The organism is Micromonospora sp. MGP-C2, assembly GCF_057766525.1.
Window position 1 is genome coordinate 2774657 of record NZ_JBYMEN010000002.1, and the last position, 22985, is coordinate 2797641.

At 71.8% G+C, this 22985-nt stretch carries 25 protein-coding genes and 1 riboswitch; of the genes, 7 read left to right on the top strand and 18 right to left on the bottom strand.

The genetic code is table 11. The features are described 5' to 3' along the window. Positions 1-52: 52 nt before the first annotated feature. The 5 genes from AC3CF1_RS12295 to AC3CF1_RS12315 form a co-directional block, all read right to left on the bottom strand. Positions 53-2059: an acyl-CoA dehydrogenase family protein gene (locus tag AC3CF1_RS12295; protein ID WP_488450513.1), complete on the bottom strand. Its 2007-nt coding sequence runs from the start codon at positions 2057-2059 to the stop codon at positions 53-55. Between the two features lie 112 nt (positions 2060-2171). Further along, entirely contained in the window at positions 2172-2675 is a 504-nt protein-coding gene (locus tag AC3CF1_RS12300) for a DUF6328 family protein (protein ID WP_488450514.1), read from the bottom strand. Between the two features lie 180 nt (positions 2676-2855). Then, complete coding sequence (locus AC3CF1_RS12305) at positions 2856-3605, bottom strand: sugar isomerase domain-containing protein (protein WP_488450515.1); 750 nt, start codon at positions 3603-3605, stop codon at positions 2856-2858. Beyond that, on the bottom strand, positions 3602-4408 hold the full coding sequence (locus AC3CF1_RS12310) for an AAC(3) family N-acetyltransferase (protein ID WP_488450516.1): 807 nt from the start codon (positions 4406-4408) through the stop codon (positions 3602-3604). Before AC3CF1_RS12310 ends, AC3CF1_RS12305 begins: the two co-directional genes overlap by 4 nt. Before the next feature lie 29 nt (positions 4409-4437). After that, positions 4438-5268 carry an alpha/beta fold hydrolase gene (locus AC3CF1_RS12315; RefSeq protein WP_488450517.1) on the bottom strand — a complete coding sequence of 277 codons (831 nt, stop codon included), beginning with the start codon at positions 5266-5268 and terminating at the stop codon, positions 4438-4440. Between the two features lie 108 nt (positions 5269-5376). Beyond that, positions 5377-5481: riboswitch (TPP riboswitch) on the top strand. 74 nt (positions 5482-5555) lie between these two features. On the opposite strand from AC3CF1_RS12315, the gene AC3CF1_RS12320 reads away from it, so the two are divergent. The 3 genes from AC3CF1_RS12320 (at position 5556) to AC3CF1_RS12330 (ending at position 8496) form a co-directional block, all read left to right on the top strand. Beyond that, on the top strand, positions 5556-6149 hold the full coding sequence (locus tag AC3CF1_RS12320) for an ECF transporter S component (protein WP_088951943.1): 594 nt from the start codon (positions 5556-5558) through the stop codon (positions 6147-6149). 113 nt (positions 6150-6262) lie between these two features. After that, positions 6263-7699 (top strand): ABC transporter ATP-binding protein, encoded by a 1437-nt coding sequence (locus AC3CF1_RS12325; protein ID WP_488450518.1) that lies wholly within the window; start codon positions 6263-6265, stop codon positions 7697-7699. Then, positions 7696-8496: an energy-coupling factor transporter transmembrane component T family protein gene (locus tag AC3CF1_RS12330; RefSeq protein WP_210793535.1), complete on the top strand. Its 801-nt coding sequence runs from the start codon at positions 7696-7698 to the stop codon at positions 8494-8496. Before AC3CF1_RS12325 ends, AC3CF1_RS12330 begins: the two co-directional genes overlap by 4 nt. A 186-nt stretch (positions 8497-8682) precedes the next feature. On the opposite strand, the gene AC3CF1_RS12335 is transcribed toward AC3CF1_RS12330, so the two are convergent. Continuing rightward, entirely contained in the window at positions 8683-9135 is a 453-nt protein-coding gene (locus AC3CF1_RS12335; RefSeq protein WP_355161463.1) for a hypothetical protein, read from the bottom strand. 294 nt (positions 9136-9429) lie between these two features. Here AC3CF1_RS12335 and AC3CF1_RS12340 point away from each other — a divergent pair, with 294 nt between their 5' ends. After that, positions 9430-9726 (top strand): MTH1187 family thiamine-binding protein, encoded by a 297-nt coding sequence (locus AC3CF1_RS12340; protein ID WP_354983399.1) that lies wholly within the window; start codon positions 9430-9432, stop codon positions 9724-9726. Between the two features lie 104 nt (positions 9727-9830). Then, entirely contained in the window at positions 9831-11273 is a 1443-nt protein-coding gene (gene gndA, locus AC3CF1_RS12345; RefSeq protein ID WP_354983398.1) for an NADP-dependent phosphogluconate dehydrogenase, read from the top strand. A 36-nt stretch (positions 11274-11309) separates the two neighbouring features. Here the strand turns inward: gndA and AC3CF1_RS12350 are convergent, their stop codons facing one another. From AC3CF1_RS12350 to recO, 5 genes are all read right to left on the bottom strand, one after another. Continuing rightward, positions 11310-12071 (bottom strand): pirin family protein, encoded by a 762-nt coding sequence (locus tag AC3CF1_RS12350; protein WP_088949681.1) that lies wholly within the window; start codon positions 12069-12071, stop codon positions 11310-11312. Next, positions 12068-12301, bottom strand: coding sequence for a thioredoxin reductase (locus AC3CF1_RS12355; RefSeq protein ID WP_355102034.1), 234 nt, complete (start codon positions 12299-12301; stop codon positions 12068-12070). Before AC3CF1_RS12355 ends, AC3CF1_RS12350 begins: the two co-directional genes overlap by 4 nt. 254 nt (positions 12302-12555) lie before the next feature. Further along, a complete protein-coding gene (locus tag AC3CF1_RS12360) occupies positions 12556-12741 on the bottom strand; it encodes a hypothetical protein (protein ID WP_088949682.1) in 186 nt (61 codons plus the stop codon). Positions 12742-12810: 69 nt separating this feature from the next. Beyond that, positions 12811-13623 carry an isoprenyl transferase gene (locus AC3CF1_RS12365; RefSeq protein WP_088949683.1) on the bottom strand — a complete coding sequence of 271 codons (813 nt, stop codon included), beginning with the start codon at positions 13621-13623 and terminating at the stop codon, positions 12811-12813. Between the two features lie 4 nt (positions 13624-13627). Beyond that, positions 13628-14494 (bottom strand): DNA repair protein RecO, encoded by an 867-nt coding sequence (recO, locus tag AC3CF1_RS12370; RefSeq protein ID WP_088949684.1) that lies wholly within the window; start codon positions 14492-14494, stop codon positions 13628-13630. Between the two features lie 102 nt (positions 14495-14596). Here recO and AC3CF1_RS12375 point away from each other — a divergent pair, with 102 nt between their 5' ends. Next, positions 14597-15403 (top strand): DUF4097 family beta strand repeat-containing protein, encoded by an 807-nt coding sequence (locus AC3CF1_RS12375; protein WP_488450519.1) that lies wholly within the window; start codon positions 14597-14599, stop codon positions 15401-15403. On the opposite strand, the gene AC3CF1_RS12380 is transcribed toward AC3CF1_RS12375, so the two are convergent. Continuing rightward, positions 15390-16553: an acyltransferase family protein gene (locus AC3CF1_RS12380; RefSeq protein ID WP_488450520.1), complete on the bottom strand. Its 1164-nt coding sequence runs from the start codon at positions 16551-16553 to the stop codon at positions 15390-15392. The two genes, AC3CF1_RS12375 and AC3CF1_RS12380, sit on opposite strands and share 14 nt — an antisense overlap. Before the next feature lie 194 nt (positions 16554-16747). On the opposite strand from AC3CF1_RS12380, the gene AC3CF1_RS12385 reads away from it, so the two are divergent. Continuing rightward, a complete protein-coding gene (locus tag AC3CF1_RS12385) occupies positions 16748-17218 on the top strand; it encodes a hypothetical protein (RefSeq protein WP_354983393.1) in 471 nt (156 codons plus the stop codon). A gap of 36 nt (positions 17219-17254) precedes the next feature. Here AC3CF1_RS12385 and era read toward each other — a convergent pair whose 3' ends face one another. From era to AC3CF1_RS12415, 6 genes are all read right to left on the bottom strand, one after another. Beyond that, positions 17255-18151 carry a GTPase Era gene (era, locus tag AC3CF1_RS12390; RefSeq protein ID WP_099857888.1) on the bottom strand — a complete coding sequence of 299 codons (897 nt, stop codon included), beginning with the start codon at positions 18149-18151 and terminating at the stop codon, positions 17255-17257. A gap of 5 nt (positions 18152-18156) precedes the next feature. Then, positions 18157-18543, bottom strand: a complete 387-nt coding sequence (locus AC3CF1_RS12395) for a cytidine deaminase (RefSeq protein ID WP_488450521.1) — start codon at positions 18541-18543, stop codon at positions 18157-18159. Continuing rightward, positions 18536-19960, bottom strand: coding sequence for a hemolysin family protein (locus AC3CF1_RS12400; RefSeq protein ID WP_088951947.1), 1425 nt, complete (start codon positions 19958-19960; stop codon positions 18536-18538). Before AC3CF1_RS12400 ends, AC3CF1_RS12395 begins: the two co-directional genes overlap by 8 nt. Beyond that, complete coding sequence (gene ybeY / locus AC3CF1_RS12405) at positions 19936-20409, bottom strand: rRNA maturation RNase YbeY (protein ID WP_088949688.1); 474 nt, start codon at positions 20407-20409, stop codon at positions 19936-19938. Before ybeY ends, AC3CF1_RS12400 begins: the two co-directional genes overlap by 25 nt. A gap of 15 nt (positions 20410-20424) precedes the next feature. Then, positions 20425-21483 carry a PhoH family protein gene (locus AC3CF1_RS12410; protein WP_088949689.1) on the bottom strand — a complete coding sequence of 353 codons (1059 nt, stop codon included), beginning with the start codon at positions 21481-21483 and terminating at the stop codon, positions 20425-20427. Between the two features lie 132 nt (positions 21484-21615). Continuing rightward, entirely contained in the window at positions 21616-22983 is a 1368-nt protein-coding gene (locus AC3CF1_RS12415; protein ID WP_488450522.1) for a serine hydrolase domain-containing protein, read from the bottom strand. Positions 22984-22985 lie beyond the last annotated feature (2 nt).

Consider the following 22985-nt stretch of genomic DNA (forward strand, 5'->3'; position numbering starts at 1 on the left):
CCGGCCACCAACAGGCGGGGCCGACTAGCAGCCGGCCAACGGCCGGCGCGGCTTACGGCTTCGGTGGGATGCGGCGGCGGACGTCCTCGACGGTGGACGGGCCGGGTGACCAGCCGGCCACCCACGGCAGTTCGTCGGACGGGGTGAGCACACCCTCCTCCAGACCCGCGTAGCGGCCGGCGAGGATCCGCTTCGCCGCCGCGGTGTCCACCGAGTCGGTGTTGTCCCACAGTGCGGCGAACAGGGCGTCCACCCGCCCCCGCGCCTGCCGGCAGAACAGGTCGGCCAGCTCCACGTTTTCCGGTCGGCTGTCCCGTTCGGCGACGGCCCGGACACAGACCGCGGACATCGCGAACAACTCGGCGCCGATGTCCACCACACGGCCCAGGAACGCCTGCTTACGCTCCATCTTTCCCTGCCAGCGGGACATCGCGTAGAACGTCGAGCGGGCCAGCTTGCGCGACGAGCGCTCGACCTGGCGCAGGTGCGCGGCGAGCGGCCCGAACTCGGCGTACGCCGAGGGCCTCTGCCCCCGACCCACGGCGAGGGTGGGCAGCCACTTCGCGTAGAAGGCACCGGCTCGGGCGCCGGCCCGTGCCTTGCGGCCCAGCCCTGCGTCCGGGTCGATGATGTCGCCGGCCACCGACAGGTGGGCGTCGACCGCCTCCCGGGCGATCAGCAGATGCATGATCTCGGTGGAGCCCTCGAAGATCCGGTTGATCCGCAGGTCGCGCAGCATCTGTTCGACGGCGGCCGGGCGTTCGCCACGGGCGGCCAGCGAGTCGGCCGTTTCGTAGCCGCGCCCGCCCCGGATCTGGATCAGCTCGTCGGCGATCTTCCAGGCCATCTCGCTGGCGTACAGCTTGACCAGCGCCGCCTCGATCCGGATGTCGTTGCGGTCGTCGTCGGCGAGCAGGCAGCAGAGGTCGAGCATGGTCTCCATGCCGTAGGTGGTGGCGGCGATGAAGGACAACTTCTGCGCGACCGCCTCGTGCTCGCCCACCGGCCGGCCCCACTGGACCCGGTCGGCCGCCCAGCCCCGGGCCACGTTCAGCGCCCACTTGCCGGCGCCCACGCACATCGCCGGCAGCGAGAGCCGGCCGGTGTTCAGCGTGGTCAGGGCGATCTTCAGACCCTTGCCCTCGCCGCCGATGACGTTCTCGGCGGGTACGAACACGTCGTGGAACCGGGTGAGGCTGTTTTCCAGGCCGCGCAATCCGATGAACTCGTTGCGCCGCTCGACGGTGATGCCCTCGCTGTCGCCCTCCACCACGAACGCGGTGATCCCGCCCCGACGCCCCTCGGTGGCGGGCACCCGGGCCATCACCACCAGCAGGGTGGCCACGATGCCGTTGGTGGCCCAGAGCTTCACCCCGTTGAGCCGGTAGCCGGTGCCGTCCTCGGTCGGCTCGGCGATGGTGCCCAGGCGGGCGGGGTCGGAGCCGACATCGGGCTCGGTGAGCAGGAACGCGGACACCTCACCGGCGGCGAGGCGGGGCAGGAAGAGCTGCTTCTGCTCGGCGGTGCCGAACATCTTCAGCGGCTGTGGCACCCCGATCGACTGGTGCGCCGAGAGCAGCGCGCCGATGGCCGGGCTGACCGACCCGGCCAGCATCAGCGCCCGGCAGTAGTGCAGGTTGCTCAGCCCGAGCCCGCCGTACTTCCGGTCGATCTTCATGCCGAACGCGCCGAGGTCGGCCAGACCGTGGAACACCGAGTCCGGAATGGACGCGTCGCGTTCGATGGCGGCGCCATCGACCTCGGTGGTCAGGAAGGCGCGCAACCGACCGAGGAACTCCTCGGCGCGCGCCACGTCGTCCGGGTCGGACCGGGGCCACGGGTCGATCAGGTCGAGCCGGAACCGACCGAGGAACAACTCCTTGCCGAAGCTGGGTCGGTCCCAGGTGGACTCACGGGCGGCCTCGGCGACCTGCCGGGCCTCCTTCTCGGAGACCTGCCCGGCCTCCCTGGGCAACGGGGCCGCGGCACCGGCGGTGCTGGGCGCGGCTTCGGAGTCGGGGCCGTCCGGTGCCGGTCGGCCGTCCTGCGTCGTGGTCACGGCTGCCCCCTCGAAGCTCGGTGCGGCTGCGTCGACGTGCGCGACTACCCGCCACGCTACCCCCGGTTGTTACCCAGGGGTAGCGCTGCGTGAAGATCTGCGCGATCAGCGATCAGCGACCGGCGATCGTGTCCGGGTCGTCGTCATCGTCGGCGATGTCGTCCTCACCCCAGTTGCGTCGCGCGAACGGCAGGATCACCCAGAACGCGAGGAACCAGATTCCGGTCAGGGCGCTGAGCAGGAAGGCGATCGGCCGGTCCAGCACGAAGTCGGTGATCAGCAGCACCGCGCTGACCATCGCGATCAGCATGAAGGCGAGACCGCCGGTGGCCATCCGGTGCGCGAAGCGCACCAGCTCCGGCTTGCGTCCCTGCCGGAACAGCGCCCGGTGGAACGCCACCGGCGAGATGATCAGCGCGGTGGCGGCGGCCGCCGCGAGCAACGCCACGATGTAGACGTCCCGCTGGAACTCCGTGGTCTCGGTGAACCCGTTGCTGAACGGCAGGGTGAGCAGGAAGGCGAAGAGGATCTGCACGCCGGTCTGTGCGACCCGCAACTCCTGGAGCAGGTCGGCGAAATTGCGCTGCCAACGCTGCTTGTCGGTCTCCTTGGACACGCGCTACCTCCGGTGAGACGCTACTGCCGGCGGTCCCGGCCGCCGGCAGCAACGCCAATGCCCCACCCGCCCGAGCGCGAAACAGGTTCACGACATCTCCCGTTCACCTCGGGGACGCAGGTCGGTCACCAGCATCAGCCAGCGCCGATGCCTGGCGACCGGAAGCACCGCGGGGCGGCGTCAGGACCCGCGACGGATGCGGCCCGCGTACCGGGCCTCCAACGCCGTGTTGTGCGCGTCGCCGTCCGGGATGTTCGCCGACAGGTAGACCGGTGGCCGCTCCCCCGCTGCCAGCAACCGCGCCACCACCTCCACGGTGATCTGCTGGGCGAGCAGCGCAGCGGTGATCGAGGAGACCGCGCCGACCGCACCGCCACCGGGAAGCGGCAGCGTCGCGTCGCCGTACGGGGCGCCGTTGTCGAGCACCACGTCGGCGAGGTCGCCCAGCTTGCGCCCGGACGGGTGCCGGGAGGTCATCCGAGCGGAGTGCTGCGCCGAGGTGATCGCGACCAGCCCGTGGCCACGTTCCTTGACCAGCGTGGCGAACTCCACCATCGCGCCGTTGACCCCGGAGTTCGAGGCGAGCACGAAGACGTCGGTGGGCCGCACCGGCGCCAGCTCGTAGAGGCGGTGCGCGACCGACGGGTCCCGTTCCAGCATCGGGCCCAGCCGATCGGCCGGGTCGCCGCCGAGCAGCACCAGGTCGCGGAGGGCGATCCGGTTGGTCGGCACCAGACCGCCCGCCCGGCCGGCGATCTCCATGGCGAGGGCCTCCGAGTGCCCGGTGCCGAACGCGTGCACCACGCCGTCGGCGCGTACGGCGTCGGCGATCAGATCCGCGGCCCGCCCCACCGCCTCCCGCTGGCTTTCGGCCACCCGGCCGATCGTCTCGGTCACCACGGCCAGGTAGTCCTCGGCACTCACCGTCATGCGTCCTCCGTCGTCCGATTGCGGGCCAACCAGTGCACCGCGAAGTCGACCGCCGCCCGCTGGCGCATCAACCTGCCGGTCCCGGCACCCACCGGGCCGGTGCGAACCTCCCCGGTGGCCTCCAGGGCCGCGCCCAACGCGTCGAAGTCACCCGCGTCGAGCCGTACGTCCTGCCACCACACCCATTCCCTGCCGCCGTCGGCGGTGCGCACCGCAGCGCCGACCCGCTCCCGGGGCGAGCCGGGGCTGCGGTATTCGGCCAGGTGCAGCGAGGTGCTCGCGGAGTGGCCGACACCGAGCAGCAACACGTCGGCGTACAGGTCGTAGAGCCGGGCCAGCGGGGACTGCTCGCCGAGCATGTCGGCCAGGGCGTGCCCGGCCACCACCTGCTCGGCGGCCGGCCCGAGCGCGGCGAACGACACCTGGGGATGTGAGCTGCGCAGAGCGCCGGGCCAGCCACGGACCGTCTCGGCGAGCGCCCCCATGAACCGGCTCGGGGTGATCGCCGGGTCGAAGCCGGGCATCTCCGAGCGGATCAGCGGCCACCAGTCCGCCGGCACCGGCGGGTTGCCCCACTGGGCGGGATCGCTGTTCTCCGGTGTGTGGGTGGGCACGACGATCGTGCCGTCCGGACCGAGCGCGTCACGCAGGGCCAGCACCACCGCGTGCGGACCACCGCTGATGAATCCCAGCGGACGGAGGCCGGCGTGCACCAGCAGCGTCGCGCCGGGGCGTACGCCCAGCAGGCGTAGTTGCGCGGCGATCGAGCGGCGGCTGCCCGGCCCGCTGCCGTCCGTCGTCATGATGGTCCTCCCGCGCTGACCCGCACGACTCAGGCCGTCGCGCTGACTCGGGCCAGGATCGCCTCGGCGAGCGGGCCCGGGGCCGCGTCCGGGATCCAGTGGCTCACACCGGCCAGTTGCACGAAGCGGTAGTCCCCGGTGACGTTCGCCGCACACGCCTCGGCGGCGGTCCGGCCGATCGCGACGTCCCGGTCACTCCAGACGTACGTGGTGGGCACCGCGACCGGGCCGACCGCCGCCAGGTCGGAGCGGGACATCGCCCGGTACCAGTTCAGTGCGGCGGTGAGGGCTCCCGGCTCGCGCATCGGGTCGGCGTAGCGGTCCACCCGGGGCCTGTCGCCCACCCCGCCGAGCAGTTTGCGCAGCGCGGTGGCGTGCCACGCCAACAGCACCTTCTCCGCCTTGTCCGGCTTACGGAACAGCGCAATGTACGACGAGCGGGCCTTCTGCTGGCTGTCGTTGGCCAGGGCGTGCGCCATGGCCGCCGGATGTGGCACGGACACCGCCGTCAGTGTGCGGACCCGCTCGGGGTGCCCAGCGGCGACCGCCCAGGCCACGATCGCGCCCCAGTCGTGGCCGACCAGGTGGACGGCGTCCAACCCGAGGGCGTCGAGCACCGCCACCACATCGGCGACCAGCTCGGGGATCCGGTAGTCCGCCACCGCCGTTGGCCGGGCACCCGGCGAGTAACCCCGCTGGTCCAGCGCGTACGTGCGCAGCCCGGCCGCGTGCAGCGTCGGCACGACCTCGTCCCACTCGCCGCTGTGCTGTGGGAACCCGTGCAACAGCAGGACGGGTACGCCCTCCGGCGGACCACCGGCGGTTACCTCGAACGTGAAGCCTCGCGCGTCAACCCGCATGATCGGAAGCGTACCCAGCCGACGACGGGCCGGCTGCCCGCCGCAGGTCAGGCGGATGCCCTCCTGGGCCAGCGGCCCACGTCGGTGTTAGCGTCAGCGAGACAACTTCACATCCGACAGGGGAGCGCACAGCGCTGAGAGTGCGGGCATGCCCGCAGACCCTCGAACCTGATCTGGGTAATGCCAGCGCAGGGAGTTCGGTCGACCTCCAGCCGCGCCGCAGTCCGGTGCCACCGGACGCGGCGTGCGTCTTCTCCTGGTTCGCACTCACGAACTGGGAGCAACACATGAAATCCACCACCGACACACACCGTTGGCGGACCATCGACATCGTGGTCGCCTCGGTGATCGCGGTCGCCTTCGGCGTCATCTTCTGGGCCTGGGGCCTGGTCTGGAGCGCCACCGAGGGTGCGTTCGCCTTCTTCCCGCCGGCGCAGGCGCTGCTGTACGGCGTCTGGCTGATGCCGGCCGTCATCGGCGGTCTGGTCATCCGCAAGCCCGGTGCCGCGCTCTACTGCGAGACGGTGGCCGCGGTCCTCTCCGCGCTGCTGGGCAGCCAGTGGGCCGGCACGGTGATCCCGCAGGGCATCGTGCAGGGCATCGGCGCGGAGCTGGCGTTCGCCGCCTTCCGGTACCGGTCGTTCCGGCTGCCCACCGCGGTGGTGGCCGGCGCGCTGACCGGTCTCAGCGCCGCGCTGTTCGACTTCTTCATCTGGAACGTCGACTACGCGCTGGCCGACTACCGCATCCCGTACGCGCTGATCACCATCGTCAGCGCCACCGTGATCGCTGGCGCCGGCGGCTGGCTGCTGACCAAGGCCCTGGCCAACACCGGTGTCCTGGACCGTTTCCCGGTAGGCCGGGACCGCGCCCTGATCTGACCCCACCCACTCGCGTCGATCATGAGGTTGACGGGCGGATGGATCTTCAGAACCACCGTCAACCTCATGATCGACCGTGCAGGGTGGAGCCGGGGCTTGGGAGGGGGTGTTTGGTGGGCGGGGTACTGCTGCGGGGGTTCGGTTGGCGGCACGCCGGGCGGCGCGCGTGGGCTCTGCGCGGGGTCGACCTGCGGGTTGAGGTCGGGGAGCGGGTGCTGCTGCTCGGGCCCTCGGGGGCCGGCAAGAGCACCCTGCTCAGCGCGCTCGCCGGGCTGCTACCCGAGGACTCCGGCGAGCAGGAGGGCACCGTCGAGATCGACGGGCTCGACCCCCGCAAGGGCCGGGAACGGGTCGGCATCGTCTTCCAGGACCCGGAAACCCAACTGGTGATGGCCCGCTGCGGCGACGACGTCGCGTTCGGGCTGGAGAACCGGGGAGTGCCCGCTGACGAGATCTGGCCCCGGGTGGACGAGGCGCTGCACCGGCTCGGCTTCCCGTACTCCCGGGACCGCAACACGGCCGCACTGTCCGGCGGCGAGCAGCAACGCCTGGCCCTGGCCGGCGCGCTGGCCCTGCGCCCCGGCCTGCTGCTGCTCGACGAGCCGACCGCCAACCTCGACCCGGCCGGGGCCGAGCTGATCCGGCAGGCGGTTGCCGGGGCGCTGGACGCCGACACCACGCTGATCCTGGTCGAGCACCGGGTCGCCGAGGCGCTGCCACTGGTCAACCGGGTGGTCGTCCTGGACCCGGGCGGCGGGGTCCGTGCGGACGGCACCCCCGAGGCGGTATTCGCCGCCCACGGCGCCGCCCTGGCCGCCGAGGGAGTCTGGGTGCCGGGTCACCCCATCGCGCCCCGGCGGGCCACCGCCGCTCCCGGCGAGCTGTTGCTCACCGCCGACCGGCTCGGCCTGCCACCCCGGCTGACCTCCACCGATCTGGCGGTACGCGCCGGAGAGGCACTCGCCGTACGTGGACCCAACGGCGCCGGCAAGTCCACCCTGGCGTTGCTACTCGGCGGGCTGCTCCGGCCAGGCACCGGCCGGGTCAACGCGTCCGCCGAGTTGGCCGGCGCGGACCATCGCACTCCCCCGCACCGCTGGCGGGCACCCGCGCTGACCCGGCGGATCGGGTCGGTCTTCCAGGACCCGGAGCACCAGTTCGTCACGAGCACCGTCTTCGACGAGCTGGCGCTCGGCCCGCGCCGCACCGGTCAACCCGAGGCAGCCGTGCGGGAGACCGTGGCCGGGCTGCTGGAGCGACTACGACTGGATCGGCTCGCCGCCGCCAACCCGTACACCCTCTCCGGGGGCGAGGCGCGGCGGCTGAGCGTGGCGACGGCCCTGGCCACCGCGCCCCGTCTGTTGATCTGCGACGAACCGACCTTCGGCCAGGACCGGCGGACCTGGCGGGAGCTGGTCGACCTCTTCGCCGAGCTGCGCGACGCCGGGCACGGCGTGGTCGCGGTCACCCACGACGCGGATTTCGTCGCCGCTCTCGCCGACCGCACCGTCACCCTGCACCGGGCCGTGACCGGCGGCGGTGCCCGATGATCAGCATCGAACCGGTCGCCGCGCCCGGTGCGCCGTTGGCCCGCCGCAACCCGGTGGCGAAGGTCGCCGCAGCGCTGGTCTTCTCGTTCACCCTGCTGGCCACCCTGGACCCGGTGGCCCCGGCGATCGCCATCGCGCTCGAACTCGCCGTACTCCCGCTGTTCGGCATCCGCTACCGGGTGCTGGCCCGGCGGGCCTGGCCGCTGCTCCTCAGCGCCGCCGGCATCCTGGTCACCCTGGTGCTGTTCGCCGCCGACAGGTCCGGTCGGGTCCTGCTGGACGCCGGGCCGGTGTTCGTGAGCACCGGCGTGCTGCTCACCGCGCTCGGCCTGGTGCTGCGGGTCTTCGCGGTGGCACTGCCGGGCGTGATCGTCTTCGCGACCACCGACCCCACCGACCTGGCCGACGCGCTGATCCAGAACGCGAAGGCGCCGGCCCGGTTCGCCATCGGGGCGCTCGCCGCGTTCCGGCTGGTGCCGCTGCTCGGTCAGGAGTGGCAGATGATCAGCATGGCCCGGCGGGCGCGGGGCGTCGACGCGGGACGCAACCCGGTGGCGAAGCTGAGACTGTTCGCCTCCACCGCGTTCGCGCTGCTGGTCGGCGCGATCCGCCGGGGCACCCGGCTGGCCGTGGCGATGGACGCGCGTGGCTTCGACGCCGGCACCCCTCGGACCGTGGCCCGCCGGCAGCGCTTCACCCGGGCCGACGGGCTGCTCGTCGCCGGGGCAGCCACCCTGGCCGCCGGCGCACTGACCACGAGCATCCTCCTCGGCAGCTTCCGCCCCCTGATCGGCTGACCTGACCCCTTCTCCCCACGCAGGGGCGCCGCCCGGCGTCTGTTCGCGTCGCCGCGCCGGCAGGATCCGCACAACATCAGGGATGGTGCTGCTTCGTTGGGCGGTGAGGCAGCACCATCCCTGAAGTTGCTGTCTGCCTCACCGCCCACGGGGTCGGGACAGCGCGCCGGGTGGGCGCGAGGTCGGTCAGCTGCGGCGGAAGGCGTAGCGGCGGCTCTGGCCGGCTTGTTGACCACGCCCGCCGGCCGAGCGTGTCCCGCCACCCTGCGGCGGTCCGGCGGTCGGTGCCTTCGGTCGCCCGGCGACCTTCGGCAGGTCTGCCACCACCGGCGCGTCGACTGCTGCCGGCACGTCGAACGGCGGCACCAGCTCACCCGGCACCACCGCTGGCGGAGCCGGCTGACTCAGCACCGCTGGCGGAGCCGGCTGACTCAGCACCGCCGGCAGCGCCGGCTCGACCAGCACTGCCGGCTCACCCAACCCCGCCGGAAGCGCGGGATCGACCAGGAGAGCCGGTTGGACCGCGAGATCGAAGTCGGGGCGGGTCGGTAGGAGCGCGTCATGGCCGACCGCCGAGTCTGTGCCGGCGGACGTGGGTGCGGCTGTACGGGATTTCTTCCGGTTGCGCCTGGCAGGCATCCGGGCCTCCTTCAGAGCCGACCGGCACGGCCGGTCCCGCGCGCCGGCGGTCGGTCGGATCGGCTGATGACCGTCGTCGTGCGACGGCCCAACGGGGAAGGGACTGCTCACCGGGGGTCGGGGCACAGCCAGCGCCGCCGAACGGCGGGTGGGAGATGCGGGACGCCCGGGAGCGCACGGACCGCGACGCGGGGCGGCGGGCCGGCTCTGAAGTGGGGCGTCAGTTGCGCATGCCCGCACTCTATCGGCACCAGGTAGGGCGGTGCAGCCGATTTTCCTGGCACCATCGGCGGCATGCTGATCGCGTTCTCGATAACCCCGCTCGGTGTCGGTGAGTCCGTCGGTGACCTGGTCGCCGAGGCGGTACGGGTGGTCCGCGACTCGGGCCTTCCCAACCGCACCGACGCCATGTTCACCACCGTCGAGGGTGAGTGGGACGAGGTGATGTCGGTCGTCAAACAGGCGGTCGACGTGGTGGCCGCGCAGGCACCCCGGGTGAGCGTGGTGCTCAAGGCCGACATCCGGCCGGGGGTGACCGACGCGCTCACCGCGAAGGTGGCGCACGTGGAGAACCGGCTGGCCCAGGGCTGAGCGCCATCGGTCGGTGACCGGCTGTTGGGCAGCGCTCCCCCATGGCCCCTGCGTCGCGATACCGTCGCAACACATTGACACGACGGCGAGAGGTGGCGGCACGGATGGTTGAGCAGGCGAGGGCGCAGATTGGTGTGACCGGGCTGGCGGTGATGGGTCGGAATGTGGCCCGCAACCTGGCCCGCAACGGCTTCACGGTGGCAGTGCACAACCGGTCGCCGGAACGCACCCGCAGCCTGGTTGCCGAGCACGGTGACGAGGGCACGTTCGTGCCCGGCGAGTCGATGGCCGATTTCGTGGCGTCGTTGGAGCGCCCCCGCGCGGTCATCGTCATGGTCAAGGCTGGCGCGCCCACCGACGCGGTGATCGACGAGTTGGTGCCGCTGCTGGAAGAGGGCGACATCATCGTCGACTGCGGCAACGCCCACTTCGCCGACACCCGCCGTCGGGAGGAGGCGCTGCGCGCGCAGGGCCTGCACTTCAGCGGCACCGGCGTCTCCGGTGGCGAGGAGGGCGCGCTGCGGGGGCCGAGCATCATGCCGGGCGGTTCCGCCGAGTCGTACGCCAAGCTCGGGCCGATGTTCGAGAAGATCGCCGCGCAGGTGGACGGTGTGCCGTGCTGCATGCACGTCGGGCCGGACGGCGCCGGGCACTTCGTCAAGATGGTGCACAACGGCATCGAGTACGCCGATATGCAGCTCATCGCCGAGGCGTACGACCTGCTGCGGGCCGGTCTGGGCGCGGAGCCGGCGGAGATCGCGGAGATCTTCCGCGACTGGAACAACGGCGAGCTGGAGTCGTTCCTCATCGAGATCACCGCCGATGTGCTCGCGCACACCGACGCGGCGACCGGCCGGGCGTTCGTGGACATCGTGCAGGACCGTGCCGAGCAGAAGGGCACCGGCCGGTGGACGGTGCAGAGCGCCCTGGACCTGGGCATCCCGATCACCGGGATCGCCGAGGCGACCTTCGCCCGGTCGCTCTCCGGGCACGTCGACCAGCGGGAGGCGGCCCGTCGGGCGTTCCCGGACGCGGGTGAGAAGTGGCAGGTCGCCGACCGGGACGCGTTCATCGAGGACGTCCGCCGGGCGCTGCTCGCTTCCAAGATCGTTGCGTACGCGCAGGGCTTCGACCACATCCGGGCCGGCAGCGAGGAATACAACTGGGACATCGACCTCGGCGGCACCGCGACGATCTGGCGGGGCGGCTGCATCATCCGGGCCCGCTTCCTCAACCGGATCCGCGAGGCGTACGACCAGCAGCCCGACCTGTCGACGCTGCTGGTGGCACCGTACTTCGCCGAGGCGGTCGCCGCCGGTGTGCCGAGCTGGCGCCGGGTGGTGGGTGACGCGACCCGGGCCGGTGTGCCGACGCCCGCGTTCTCGTCGTCGCTGGCGTACTTCGACGCGCTGCGCGCCGAGCGGCTGCCCGCCGCGCTGATCCAGGGTCTGCGGGACAACTTCGGGGCGCACACCTACCAGCGGGTGGACCGGGACGGCTCGTTCCACACCACCTGGGCCGGCGACCGCGCCGAGTCCCCCGCCTGACCTGAGCGACGGTCACCTGGCCCCGTCCACGAGGGGTCAGGTGACCGTGGCGTGCATCTCCCAGACGAGGATCTCGGCTGGTTCGTCGGCGGTGACCCGCCGGCCGCCGGTCATGGTGAGCCGGGCCGCGTCGCCGGTGCCGAGCGGGCCGCTGCCCTCCAGGGTCACCGTGCCGTTGGGCACGTACAGGTGCACGAAGGGCGCGTCGGGGATGGTGACCTCGTCGCCGGGGGCGAGTCGGGCGGCGTGCAGGGTCGCGTACCGGTTGCGGATCCGGATGGCGGACGCCCCGTCGTAGCGTTCCATCCCGGAGGCGATCGGCACCAGGCCGCCGCGGAGCAGCTCGTCCTCGATCTCCAACTGCTCGTAACCGGGGTCGCCGCCGTCCTCGTCGGGGAGCACCCACATCTGCACGAAGTGGACCGGGTCGCTGTGCGGCTCCTGGTTGTTGAGCCGCCAGGCGTCGTTCTTCTCCGAGTGCAGGATGCCCGTGCCGGCGCTCATCCGCTGCGCCAGCCCCGGGTAGATCACCCCGGAGTGCCCGGTGGAGTCCTGGTGCACCAGGGAGCCACGCAGCACCCAGGTGACGATCTCCATGTCCTGGTGCGGGTGGGTCTCGAAACCGGCACCCGGTCGCACGACGTCGTCGTTGTTGACCAGCAGCAGACCGTGGTGGGTGTTGGCCGGGTCGTAGTGCCGGGAGAACGAGAACGAGTGGTGGGAGTCGAGCCAGGAGATCCGGGTGGAGAAGCGGTCTTCGCCACGACGGACGTCGACGGCGGGAGCGGGCGCGGTCACCAGGCACGCTGCCCGGTGTCGGAGGTCGACGGCGCCCACGTCAGGGCCGGTTCGCCGGTGGCCAGCTCGGCGATCTCACCGGTGCGCAGCTGCGGGGTGTGGCCGAACTCGGCGCAGTGCTGCTCGGCGATCTCGGCGCAGATGTCGGCCACCTGTTCGCAGATCGGGTCACCCAGATCGGCCGCGTTCAACGCCATGATCATCTTGAACCGAAGATCCCGCACACCCACCCCAACCGCCGTAGTCCCGCCACTTCCGGACCCTACCCGCCGCCCTTTCGCGAGACCCCGAAACGACAGCTCAGTCCCCCAGCCGGAACCCCTCCACCCCGGCCGCGTCGATCATGCAGTTGTAGTGCCGCACAGAAGTGGCGAAAGCGGTGGAACCGCCCACCACAACTCCATGATCGACCGGGTTGGGGGCGGGTTTGGGCACAGGGAGGCGCCGCCCACACGGGGTGTGGGCGGCGCCGGTGGGTCTGGGGTCAGAAGAAGCGGCGGCGCTTGGCCTTCTGCGGGCGCATCAGGTCAGCGCCCCTGGTCAGCAACCGGGTAGCCCCGGAGGGACCACGCCGGGCCTCCAGGGTGTGGCTGAGCCGGCGAGCACCGGCAGCCGCCAGTGGCACCGCGACCGCCATCACCGCCCACTGGGCAATGCGCTTCTGGATCATGTGGGTTCACCTCCGTCAGTGGCTTCTGACGTCACTGATACCCAGAGTGACGTGCGGATAAGCGTCGGTTCAGAGAACCGGGGCGACCGGGTTGGGCAGCGCCCCGCCGAAGCGCCGGTCCCGCTGCGCGTACAGCTCGCACGCGTACCAGAGGTGGCGGCGATCGAAGTCGGGCCAGAGCGTGTCCAGGAAGACGAGCTCGGCGTACGCGGCCTGCCAGAGCAGGAAGTTGGAGATTCGCTCCTCGCCGGAGGGGCGCAGGAACAGGTCGACCTCCGGGACCTCCGGGTGGTAGAGGTACTTCGCGACGGTCTTCTCGCTGACCTTCGCCGGATCCAGCCGGCCGGCCGCCACGTCCCGGGCGATCGCGGCTGCGGCGTCGCCGATCTCGGCCTGCCCGCCGTAGTTGACGCAGAACTGCAGGGTCAGCGTCGAGTTGTCGCGGGACATCTCCTCGGCGGTCTGCAACTCGGAGATGACGCTCTTCCACAACCGCCCGGCCCGGCCCGACCAGACCACCCGGACGCCGAGGTCGACCAACTCGTCGCGGCGGCGACGGATCACGTCCCGGTTGAACCCCATCAGGAACCGGACCTCGTCGGGCGAGCGCCGCCAGTTCTCGGTGGAGAACGCGTACACCGACAGATACGGGATGCCCATCTCGATCGCACCCTCGATGGTGTCGAAGAGGCTGTGCTCCCCCGCCTCGTGCCCCTTCGTACGGGGCAGCCCGCGGTCCTTGGCCCAGCGGCCGTTGCCGTCCATCACCACCGCCACGTGCTTCGGCACCGCGTCGCCGGGCAGCGCCGGCGGCCGGGCGCCGGACGGGTGTGGTGTCGGCGGCGTCGGCTCGCGCCGGCCAGCCTTCTTCGATCGGATCACTCGGTCACTCCCTGTTCGCGCCGTCCGCCCCGGCCTCGACGTCGCCACGTGGCCGGAGCACCACGGCCCCGGTGCCATCCGGCGGCGAGGCCGTGCTGGTCGCCGAGGGACCCCGGTCGACCAGCGGCAGCGAGCGTAGCGCGCGCTCCAGGTGCCACTGGAGGTGAGCTGCGACCAGCCCACTGCACTCCCGGCGTACGCCGGCTTCGGTGGCGTCGGCGAGCACCCAGTCACCGGTGGTCAGCGCGGACATCAGGTCGACGGTGGCCGGCGCGGGGTGGGCCGCGCCGGGTGGCCGACAATCGGGACAGACCGTGCCGCCGGCGGGCACGGAGAACGCCCGGTGCCGGCCGGGGGTGCCGCACACGGCGCAGGCGATCAGCGCCGGCGCCCAGCCCGCGAGGGCCATCCCCCGCAGCAGGTACGCGTCGAGCACCAGGGTGGTGGCGTGCTCGCCCCGGGACAGCGCCTTCAACGCGCCCACGGTGAGCTGGAACAGCCGCAGCGACGGCTCCCGCTCCACCGGGGTCAGCCGCTCGGCGGTCTCGGCGATCGCGCTCGCCGCCGTGTAGCGCGGATAATCCCCCAGGAACCGCTTGCCGTACAGGTCGATGCCCTCGACCTGGCTGACGCTGTGCAGTGAGCTGCCGTGGTTGCCCTTCGGGTCGCCGGCGAGCTGGAGGTCGACGTGGCCGAACGGTTCCAGCCGGGCGCCGAACTTGCTGGTGGTGCGGCGGATCCCTCGGGCCACCGCGCGCAGCCGGCCATGTCGACGGGTCAGCAGGGTGATGATCCGGTCGGACTCGCCGAGTTTCTGCACACGCAGCACCACCGCGTCGTCGCGGTAGAGCTGTCGGCGATACCCGGCCATCGGGCCATTCTCCCTCGGGGTGTGAAATCAGGGTCGGTTCGGGGTGGATGCGCGGATGAACCCCGATGCGCGCGGCTCCGCACCGGCCGTAGCGTGCTGGCCATGGCAATGCAATCCACCACCGACGCCCGCCGTCGTCGCGCCGCCACCCCCATCGCCCTGGGGCTGGCAACCGCACTCATCGTGCTCGCCGGGTGCGACAACCTGGCCATGCGCCGGCTCGACTACGACGACACCGAGACCGTGAAGATCACCACCATCCGGGTGCTGCCGGGTGCTGGCGACCTGATCGTCCGGGGCACCGCCACCGCCGCAGAGGCGCGGATCAAGCGGGTGGTGCGCTACCAGGGCGGCGAGCCCAAGGCCCGCTACGAGATCAAGGGCAGCGAGCTGGTGCTGGACACCGACTGCGGCGACCGGTGCAGCGTCTCCTACGAGGTGGCCGTGCCGGAGGGCGTCGCCCTTCAGGGCGAGTCCGGCTCCGGCGATGTCGAGCTGAGCCGGGTCGGCGCGGTGGACCTGCGGCTGGGCTCCGGTGACGTCCGGGTCAACGGCGCCTCCGGCACGGTCGGGGTGGAGACCGGGTCCGGGAACATCGACGTGAGCGAGACCAGTGGGACGATCCGCCTGCGCGCCGGCTCGGGGGACATCACGGCGCGCCGCCTCGGTGGCGCGGCGGACGCCGAGGCCGGCTCCGGCAATGTCACAGTCGAGCTGGACAAGCCCGCCTCGGCCCGGGCGCACGCCTCCAGCGGCGACGTCACGATGCTGGTGCCGGCGGGCAGCTACCAGGTGCGCTCCAGCACCGGTTCCGGCGACGCGCGGATCACCGTCACGCACGACCCGGCCGCGACCGACGTTCTCGACGGCTCGGCCGGCAGCGGCAGCGTCACGATCAGCCAGCGCTGACATCGCTCCGTGCTGCCGCAACCCGCTGCGGTGGCACCACCGCCCGCCCGAGGGTGGCCCCGGCCGGCTGCTCGTCGGGACGGTCGCGGCGCTCGGTGTCGGGCTGTTCGCGGCCCTCGGTGTCGGGCTGGTCGGCCAGCTCGGTTGCCTGGATCGGGCCGCCGGGGATCAGCTCCGGGCGGCGACGGGCGGCGACGTCCTCGACCCACCCGACGGCCAGGGTGACCACCCCGACCAGCGCGAAGACCAGCACCACCCGGATGGCCAGACCCACCGGGTCCTGATGGGACCAACCCACCACGTCGACCAGCGGAGTGAGCGCCACCACGAACGGCATGTGCCAGAGATAGATGGTGAGCGCCCGCCGGTTGACCACGGTCACCGCCCGGTCAGCCAGCCGGCTCCGGCCCAGCCAGGCCACCCCGGCGGGGGCTCGGCCCAGCACGATCAGGATGAACGCGGCCGACCAGAGCGCGTTGCCGAGGTGGTTGTCGTTGAGGTCGTACCCGCGCGGGCCGGGATGCCCGACGATCCAGGCGCCGCCGGTCACCGCGAGCGCGAGCGCCACCGGGTACAGCACCCGACCGGCGAGCCGGCGCAGCATCCCGGCGTGATGGGCGAAGCCGAGCATCCACGCTCCGAAGTAGAGCCCGAACTCGCGCAGCACCGGAGGCGCCGGGTAGATCCCCACCTCGATCGCCACCAGCAGGAGGTACGGGGCGAGCAGGGTGAGCAGCGGGGCACGCCGGAACAGCCAGAACGCGACCGGTGAGGCGAGCACGAACCACAGGTAGTCGCGCAGGTACCAGATGATGCTCAGCGCCAGGGCGCCCCAGTTGTTGGCCGGCGGGTCGGCGATCGGAAACAGCCACAGCAGCACCCGGGGGCTCATCGGCATCCCGCTGAGCAGCATGGCCGGCACGAAGACCACCGCGAGCACCCACAACGACGGCAGCAGCCGCCGCAGCCGCCGCCCGACCGCCGCCGGCCCGGAACGGGTCAACGAAGCGGCCATCAGCGAGCCGGCCAGCGCGAACATCACCGACATGGCGGGGAAGACGAGGGTGAGGGTCGCCCATCCCGTGACGTGGTAGACGACAACTCGAACGATGGCCAGGAAACGGAGCAGATCGAGATACCGGTTGCGCATCAGCCTGCATCTGGGTCGGGGACGCGGGGCGTAACTCCCCTACCCTGCGCGGTGCCCGAGCGAAACGGTCACCACCCCGACCAAACGTGAGCCTTTCCACCCACCTGACCGAAGACGATCATGAGTTGCACGGCATGTTCACCGACGATTGCGGGGCCGACGGCTCGCCGGCCCCGCAACCACAATGAGGGACGATGACTGAACCACTGGCCAGCGTGGAGGCGCTGCTGGCGCCAGCTCACCGCGTCATCATCGTCGCGGGCGCGGTTGCCGAGTTCCTGGACCTGCCGGGCCGGGCCAGCGCGCTGTGCTACGCCGGCGACGACGTCCTTTACCTGATGAGTGCTTCGGGTTCCTATCACCGCGCGCGGGTAGTGCTCGAGTCGTGGGCCGCCGCCCCGCCGGACGACCGCACGGGCGTGGACGCTCAGCAGCAGGTGACACTGGCACTGAGCGACGGCACCGTGCACGTCTCCGGCATGTTGGAGTTCCAGGCCAGCCCGATCCTGACCCTCGGTCCACCGGGCCGCTACCACGCCCGGGTCGATGTCACCGGGCGTGCCGAACTGCGCCGCGTCGAAGCCCGGCCGGACCACCCCGTCCCCATCATGGACGTGGAACGGTTCCTGGTCCGCTTCTGGGCCGAGCGTCAGGGCGAGGGGTGACCGGATTCTCTGGTCGATCCCGGCCGGTGCGGTGGATCAGAAACCCAGCTTGCGCAGCTGCTTCGGGTCGCGCTGCCAGTCCTTCGCGACGCGGACGTGCAGGTCGAGATAGACCCGACTGCCGAGCAGCTCCTCGATCTGCCGGCGGGCGTTGGTGCCGACCTCCTTGAGCCGGCTCGCCTTGTGACCGAGAACGATGGCCTTCTGGCTGGGCCGCTCCACGTAAAGGTCGGCGTAGATCTTCATGACCTGACCCTCGGGGATCATCTCCTCCACCACCACGGCGATGGAGTGCGGCAGCTCGTCACGGACGCCCTCCAGGGCTGCCTCCCGGATCAGCTCCGCGACGAGAACCTGCTCGGGATCGTCGGTCAGCATGTCGTCCGGGTAGAGCTGCGGCGACGGCGGCAGATATTTGGTCATCACGTCGACCAGGGTGTCCACCTGGTGGCCGGACACCGCGCTCACCGGCACGATCTCGGCGAACTCCCCCATCTGGCTCACCGCGAGCAGCTGCTCCGCCAGGCGGCGCTTGTCGACCAGGTCGGTCTTGGTGACCACCGCCAGCACTGTCGCCTTCAACTCGGCCAGCTCACCGGTGATGAACCGGTCACCGCGCCCCACCGGCTCGTCCGCCGGAATGCACAGGCCGATGACGTCGACCTCCGTCCAGGTGGACCGGACCAGGTCGTTGAGGCGCTCGCCGAGCAGCGTACGGGGGCGGTGCAGGCCTGGGGTGTCGACCAGGACCAGCTGCGACTCCGGTCGGTGCAGCACGGCCCGGATGACGTGCCGGGTGGTCTGCGGCTTGTTCGAGGTGATCGCGATCTTGGTGCCGACGATGGCGTTGGTCAGCGTCGACTTGCCCGCGTTGGGCCGGCCGACGAAGCAGCCGAACCCGGCACGGTACGGCCGCGCCTCCGGGTCCTGCACGGGGCTCACTGGGTCACCGTGCCGAGGACCGTGCCGTCGGGAGCAGCCACGTGGATCGGCGCGTCCACCGTGAGGTCACGTACGGCCGCATGACCGGCGCCGTCCAGCGTCGACGCCTCGGTCACCACCGCCGCGGCCTCCAGCCGGCTCGCCCCGGCAGCCACGGCGGACGCGACCGCCAACTGCAACGCGGTGAGGGTCAACGAGGGCAGCGCGACATTGGCCGCCGCGTACGTCCGACCGTCCTGATCCCGGACCGCGGCGCCCTCCACGGCGCCGACCCGTCCGCGGGCTCCCCGGGCCAGGACGACGAGCTTGCCGTCCTCGGCGCTGAGCGTCGCCGACTCGGTGGGGGCGGGTCGGGCGGCGGGCGCGGCGGGTGTGTCAGGCATCGGCAGCTTGCCTCTCGTCATCTCGGTAGTTGTCCGTGTCGTCCCCGGGGCCGGCGTGGTCGCCACGCCCCGCGGTGTCCTGTTCGTGGCCCGACTCCACCCGGCTGACCAGGACGGTGTCGATCCGGTTGCGCCGGCCGGTGGTGCCCTCGGCGACCAGCCGGAGGCCGGCGACCTCCGCCTCCGCACCGGGGATCGGCACCCGCCCCAGCGACTGGGCGAGCAGGCCACCGACCGTCTCCACCTCGTCGGTGGGCAGATCGGTGTCGAACATCTCGCCCAGGTTCTCCACCGGCAGGCGGGCGGTCACCCGCACCGTGGAGTCCGCCAGACGTTCGACGGGCGGGCGTTCGACATCGTACTCGTCGGTGATCTCACCGACGATTTCCTCCAGGATGTCCTCGATGGTGACCAGACCGCCGGTGCCGCCGTACTCGTCGACGACGATGACCAGGTGGTTGCGGGCCGCCTGCATCTCCGACAGCAGGTCGTCGACCGGCTTGGACTCCGGAACGAAGGTCGCCGGGCGCATCAGCTCGGCCACCGGCAACTGCTCGGCCTCCGGGTCACCGCCCCGGGAGCGCCGGATCAGGTCCTTGAGGTAGAGCACACCCAGCACGTCGTCGACGCTCTCGCCGATCACCGGGATGCGGGAGAAACCGGAACGCAGGAAGAGCGCCAGCGCCTGCGCGAGCGTCTTGCCCTCCTCGATCCACACCATCTCCGTACGCGGGACCATCACCTCGCGGGCGATGGTGTCGCCGAGGGCGAAGACCGAGTGGATCATCTGGCGCTCGCCGTGCTCGACCACGCCGCGTTGCTCGGCCAGATCGACCAGCTCCCGCAACTCCACCTGGGTGGCGAACGGCCCCTCACGGAAGCCGCGCCCCGGGGTGACCGCGTTGCCGATCAGGATCAGCAACGACGCGAGCGGGTTGAGCGCCCGGCCCAGCCAGCGGACCATCGGCGCCACCGCACGACCCACGGCGTACGCGTGCTGCCGGCCGATGGTGCGCGGCGCGACGCCGACCACCACGAAGCTGACCACGGTCATCGCGCCGGCGGTCACCAGCGCGGCCCGCCAGCCGGCACCGAAGCTGTCCACCGCGACGAGCGCCACCAGCGTGGTGGCGGTCAACTCGGCGAGCAGCCGCAACAGCAGGAGCAGGTTGAGGTGCCGGACGACGTCGCCGGCGACGACCTGGAGGGTGCGGGCGCCGCGCACACCGTCACGGGCCAGCTCGGCGGCCCGGGCCGGCGAGACCGCCGCGAGAGCTGCCTCGGTCATCGCGATCAGACCGGCCAGCACCACCAGGCCGGCCGCGAAGACGATCAGCTGCAGGTCAGGAAGGCCGGCGGTGGCACCGGCCGCAAGTAACGGAGGAGTGGACATCACTGGGTGCGGGTCGACCGCCAGCTGGCCAGCAGTCGGGCCTGGAGCGCGAACATCTCCCGCTCCTCCTCCGGCTCGGCGTGGTCGTAGCCGAGCAGGTGCAGCACCCCGTGCACGGTGAGCAGGTGCAGCTCGTCGGCCGGCGCGTGCCCGGCGGTCGCCGCCTGCTTGGCCGCGACCTCCGGGCACAGCACGATGTCGCCGAGCAGGGCGGGCTCGCCGCCTGCCGGCGCGGACTCACCCGGGCCGTGGTCGACGCTGCCCTCGTCCATGGGGAAGGCGAGCACGTCGGTCGGGCCTTCGCCACCCATCCAGCGGTGGTTCAGCTCGGTCATGTAGTCGATGTCGACCAACAGCACGGACAACTCGGCGAGGGGGTTGACCCCCATCTCGTCGAGGGCGTGCCGGGCGACGGCGAGCACGGCGTCAGTGTCGACGTCGACACCAGACTCGTTGGCGATCTCGATGGACAACTGCTTTCCTCTGCTTTAGCGGCGACGGCCGGCCCGGCCGCCCTGGGCGGGTCGCCCGGGCACGGCGTGGACGCCCTGCGCCTGCTGGTTCTCCCGCTCGGCGTCCCAGCGGGCGTACGCGTCGACGATCTCCCCGACCAGACGGTGGCGGACCACGTCGGTGCTGGACAACTGGGCGAAGTGCACGTCGTCGACGTTTCCCAGGATCTCCCGGACGACCCGCAGGCCGCTGCTCGTCCCGCCGGGAAGGTCCACCTGGGTGACGTCACCGGTCACGACGATCTTGGAGTTGAAGCCGAGTCGGGTGAGGAACATCTTCATCTGCTCGGGCGTCGTGTTCTGCGCCTCGTCCAGGATGATGAACGCGTCACTCAGCGTCCGGCCCCGCATGTATGCCAGAGGCGCGACCTCGATCGTGCCAGCGGCCATCAGCTTGGGGATCGTCTCCGGGTCGAGCATCTCGTGCAGCGCGTCGTAGAGCGGGCGCAGGTACGGGTCGATCTTCTCGTTGAGCGTGCCGGGCAGGAAGCCCAGTCGCTCACCCGCCTCCACCGCCGGCCGGGTCAGGATGATCCGGTTGACCTGCTTGGCCTGCAACGCCTGGACGGCTTTCGCCATCGCCAGGTAGGTCTTGCCGGTGCCGGCCGGGCCGATGCCGAAGACGATGGTGTTCGAGTCGATCGCGTCGACGTAGCGCTTCTGACCGAGCGTCTTGGGGCGGATGGTGCGCCCGCGACGGGAGAGGATGTTGAGCGTCAGAACCTCGGCGGGCCGCTCGGCGGTGCCCTGCTCGAGCATGCCGACGGTACGCCGGACGGCGTCAGTGGTCAGGGTCTCGCCTTTCTCGATGAGTTCGAGCAGCTCACTGAAGACGCGCTCGGCGAGGGCGTTGTCCGCGGGCTCACCGGTGATGGTGATCTCATTGCCGCGAACGTGCACGTCACTGGCGACCGAGCGTTCGACGAGTCGGAGGATCTCGTCGCCTGCGCCGAGCAGATTGACCATGATCTTCGAGTCGGGCACGGTGATCCTGGTCTGCACCCGGGGCGGGCCGGGAGGTGGGGTGCCGGTCATAGGTCGGGCCCGTAGGGCCCTGCGCCACCTGCTCTCGATCTCGGCGCCGGCCTGCTGGCCTGGCGTGCGGACGTTACACCCATCGTATCCGTTCAACGCGGGCCGCATCGCGCCCATTTCCGCTGGCCGCGATCAACTGCCGGCCCGGAAGTCGTACCCCTCGAAGGTCTCCTGGTGGCGGGTGAACCGGTACGTCGCCCAGTGCATCCGGACCACCGCCCCGGCCTCGTCCCGGGTCAGCCGCAGCAGCTCACCGGCCTCCCGACCGGAGGCGGTGCGGAACACGTCCGGCTGGTCCGGCAGGGGCGTGAAGATCGCCGGCGGGCGTCCGGCGGCGTCACCGGCCCCGCTCGCCCGCAGGGCACCGTCGCGCCAGGAGAACACGTACTCGAAACCCTCCCCCCACCAGCGACCGAGCACGCCCCGCAGGGCCGCCGGGGCGGGTTCCCCCGGTCGCCATGGCTCGATCTCGGCCGGGTCGTGCTCGACCGCCGCGGCGAGCAGCCGGTGCGGCAGGTCGAACAGTTCGGCCGCCGTGCCGGACGAGCCGAGCACCGCGGCACCCATCGCGCCGGCCGTGCCGTCGCCGCCCCGCCGGCCGTAGACCCCGGCGAGGAAACCGGGCATCGCCCCGTCGTGCCCCACGTGCATCACCCGCTCTCCCTGCGGGACGAGGATCAGGCCGAGCCCGAAGCCGGCGCCCCAGAGCGTCTCGTCGGTGGTGGTCAGCGGCCAGCGCATCTCGTCCAGGGTGGCGGGGGCGAGCACCGTGCCGGTCGGGTCCAGTGCCGCCGGGTCGGCCAGGAACGCCGCCCAGCGCGCCATGTCGGTCGCGGTGCTCCAGAGCTGGGCGGCCGGGCCGACCGCGCCGAAGTCGGTCGGCGGCTCCGGGTGCGCCTCGTCGGAGTACGCGTCGACCAGGAAGCCGGTGGCCGCCGTCGGCCGAGGGGTCACCGTGGTGTCGGTCAGCCCCAGCGGCGTGAGGATCCGCTCGGTGAGCGCCTGCGCCCAGCTCTCGCCGCGCAGCCGGGCGACCAGTTGACCGAGCACGGCCAGGCCCAGGTTGGAGTAGTGGAACCGCCGTCCGGTCGGCAGCACCCGCTCGGCCCGGTCCAGCTCTGCCACCAACTGGTCGGCGTCCGGTGCGCGCAGGCTGTCCCAGACGTCGCCGAACGGCTCGCGTTGCAGACCGGCGGTGTGTGACAGCAGCCGGCGCACGGTCAGCTCGCCATGTGCGGGAAGGTCCAGGTGCCGGCCCACCGGGTCGTCCAGGTCCAGCAGCCCGTCGTCGCGGCACTGGAGGGTGAGGGCCGCGGTGAAGGTCTTGGTGACCGAGCCGATCCGGAACTGGGTGCCCGGCCCCAGCGGGCTGTCGGTGCCGGTCTCGCCGACGGTGCAGCTCCAGAGCGGGCGGTCGGCCCGGTGCAGCGCCGCCGACACCGCCGGCACCCGGGCGTCGGCCTGCACCCGCCGGACCAACCGACCCAGGCGCTCATCCACTC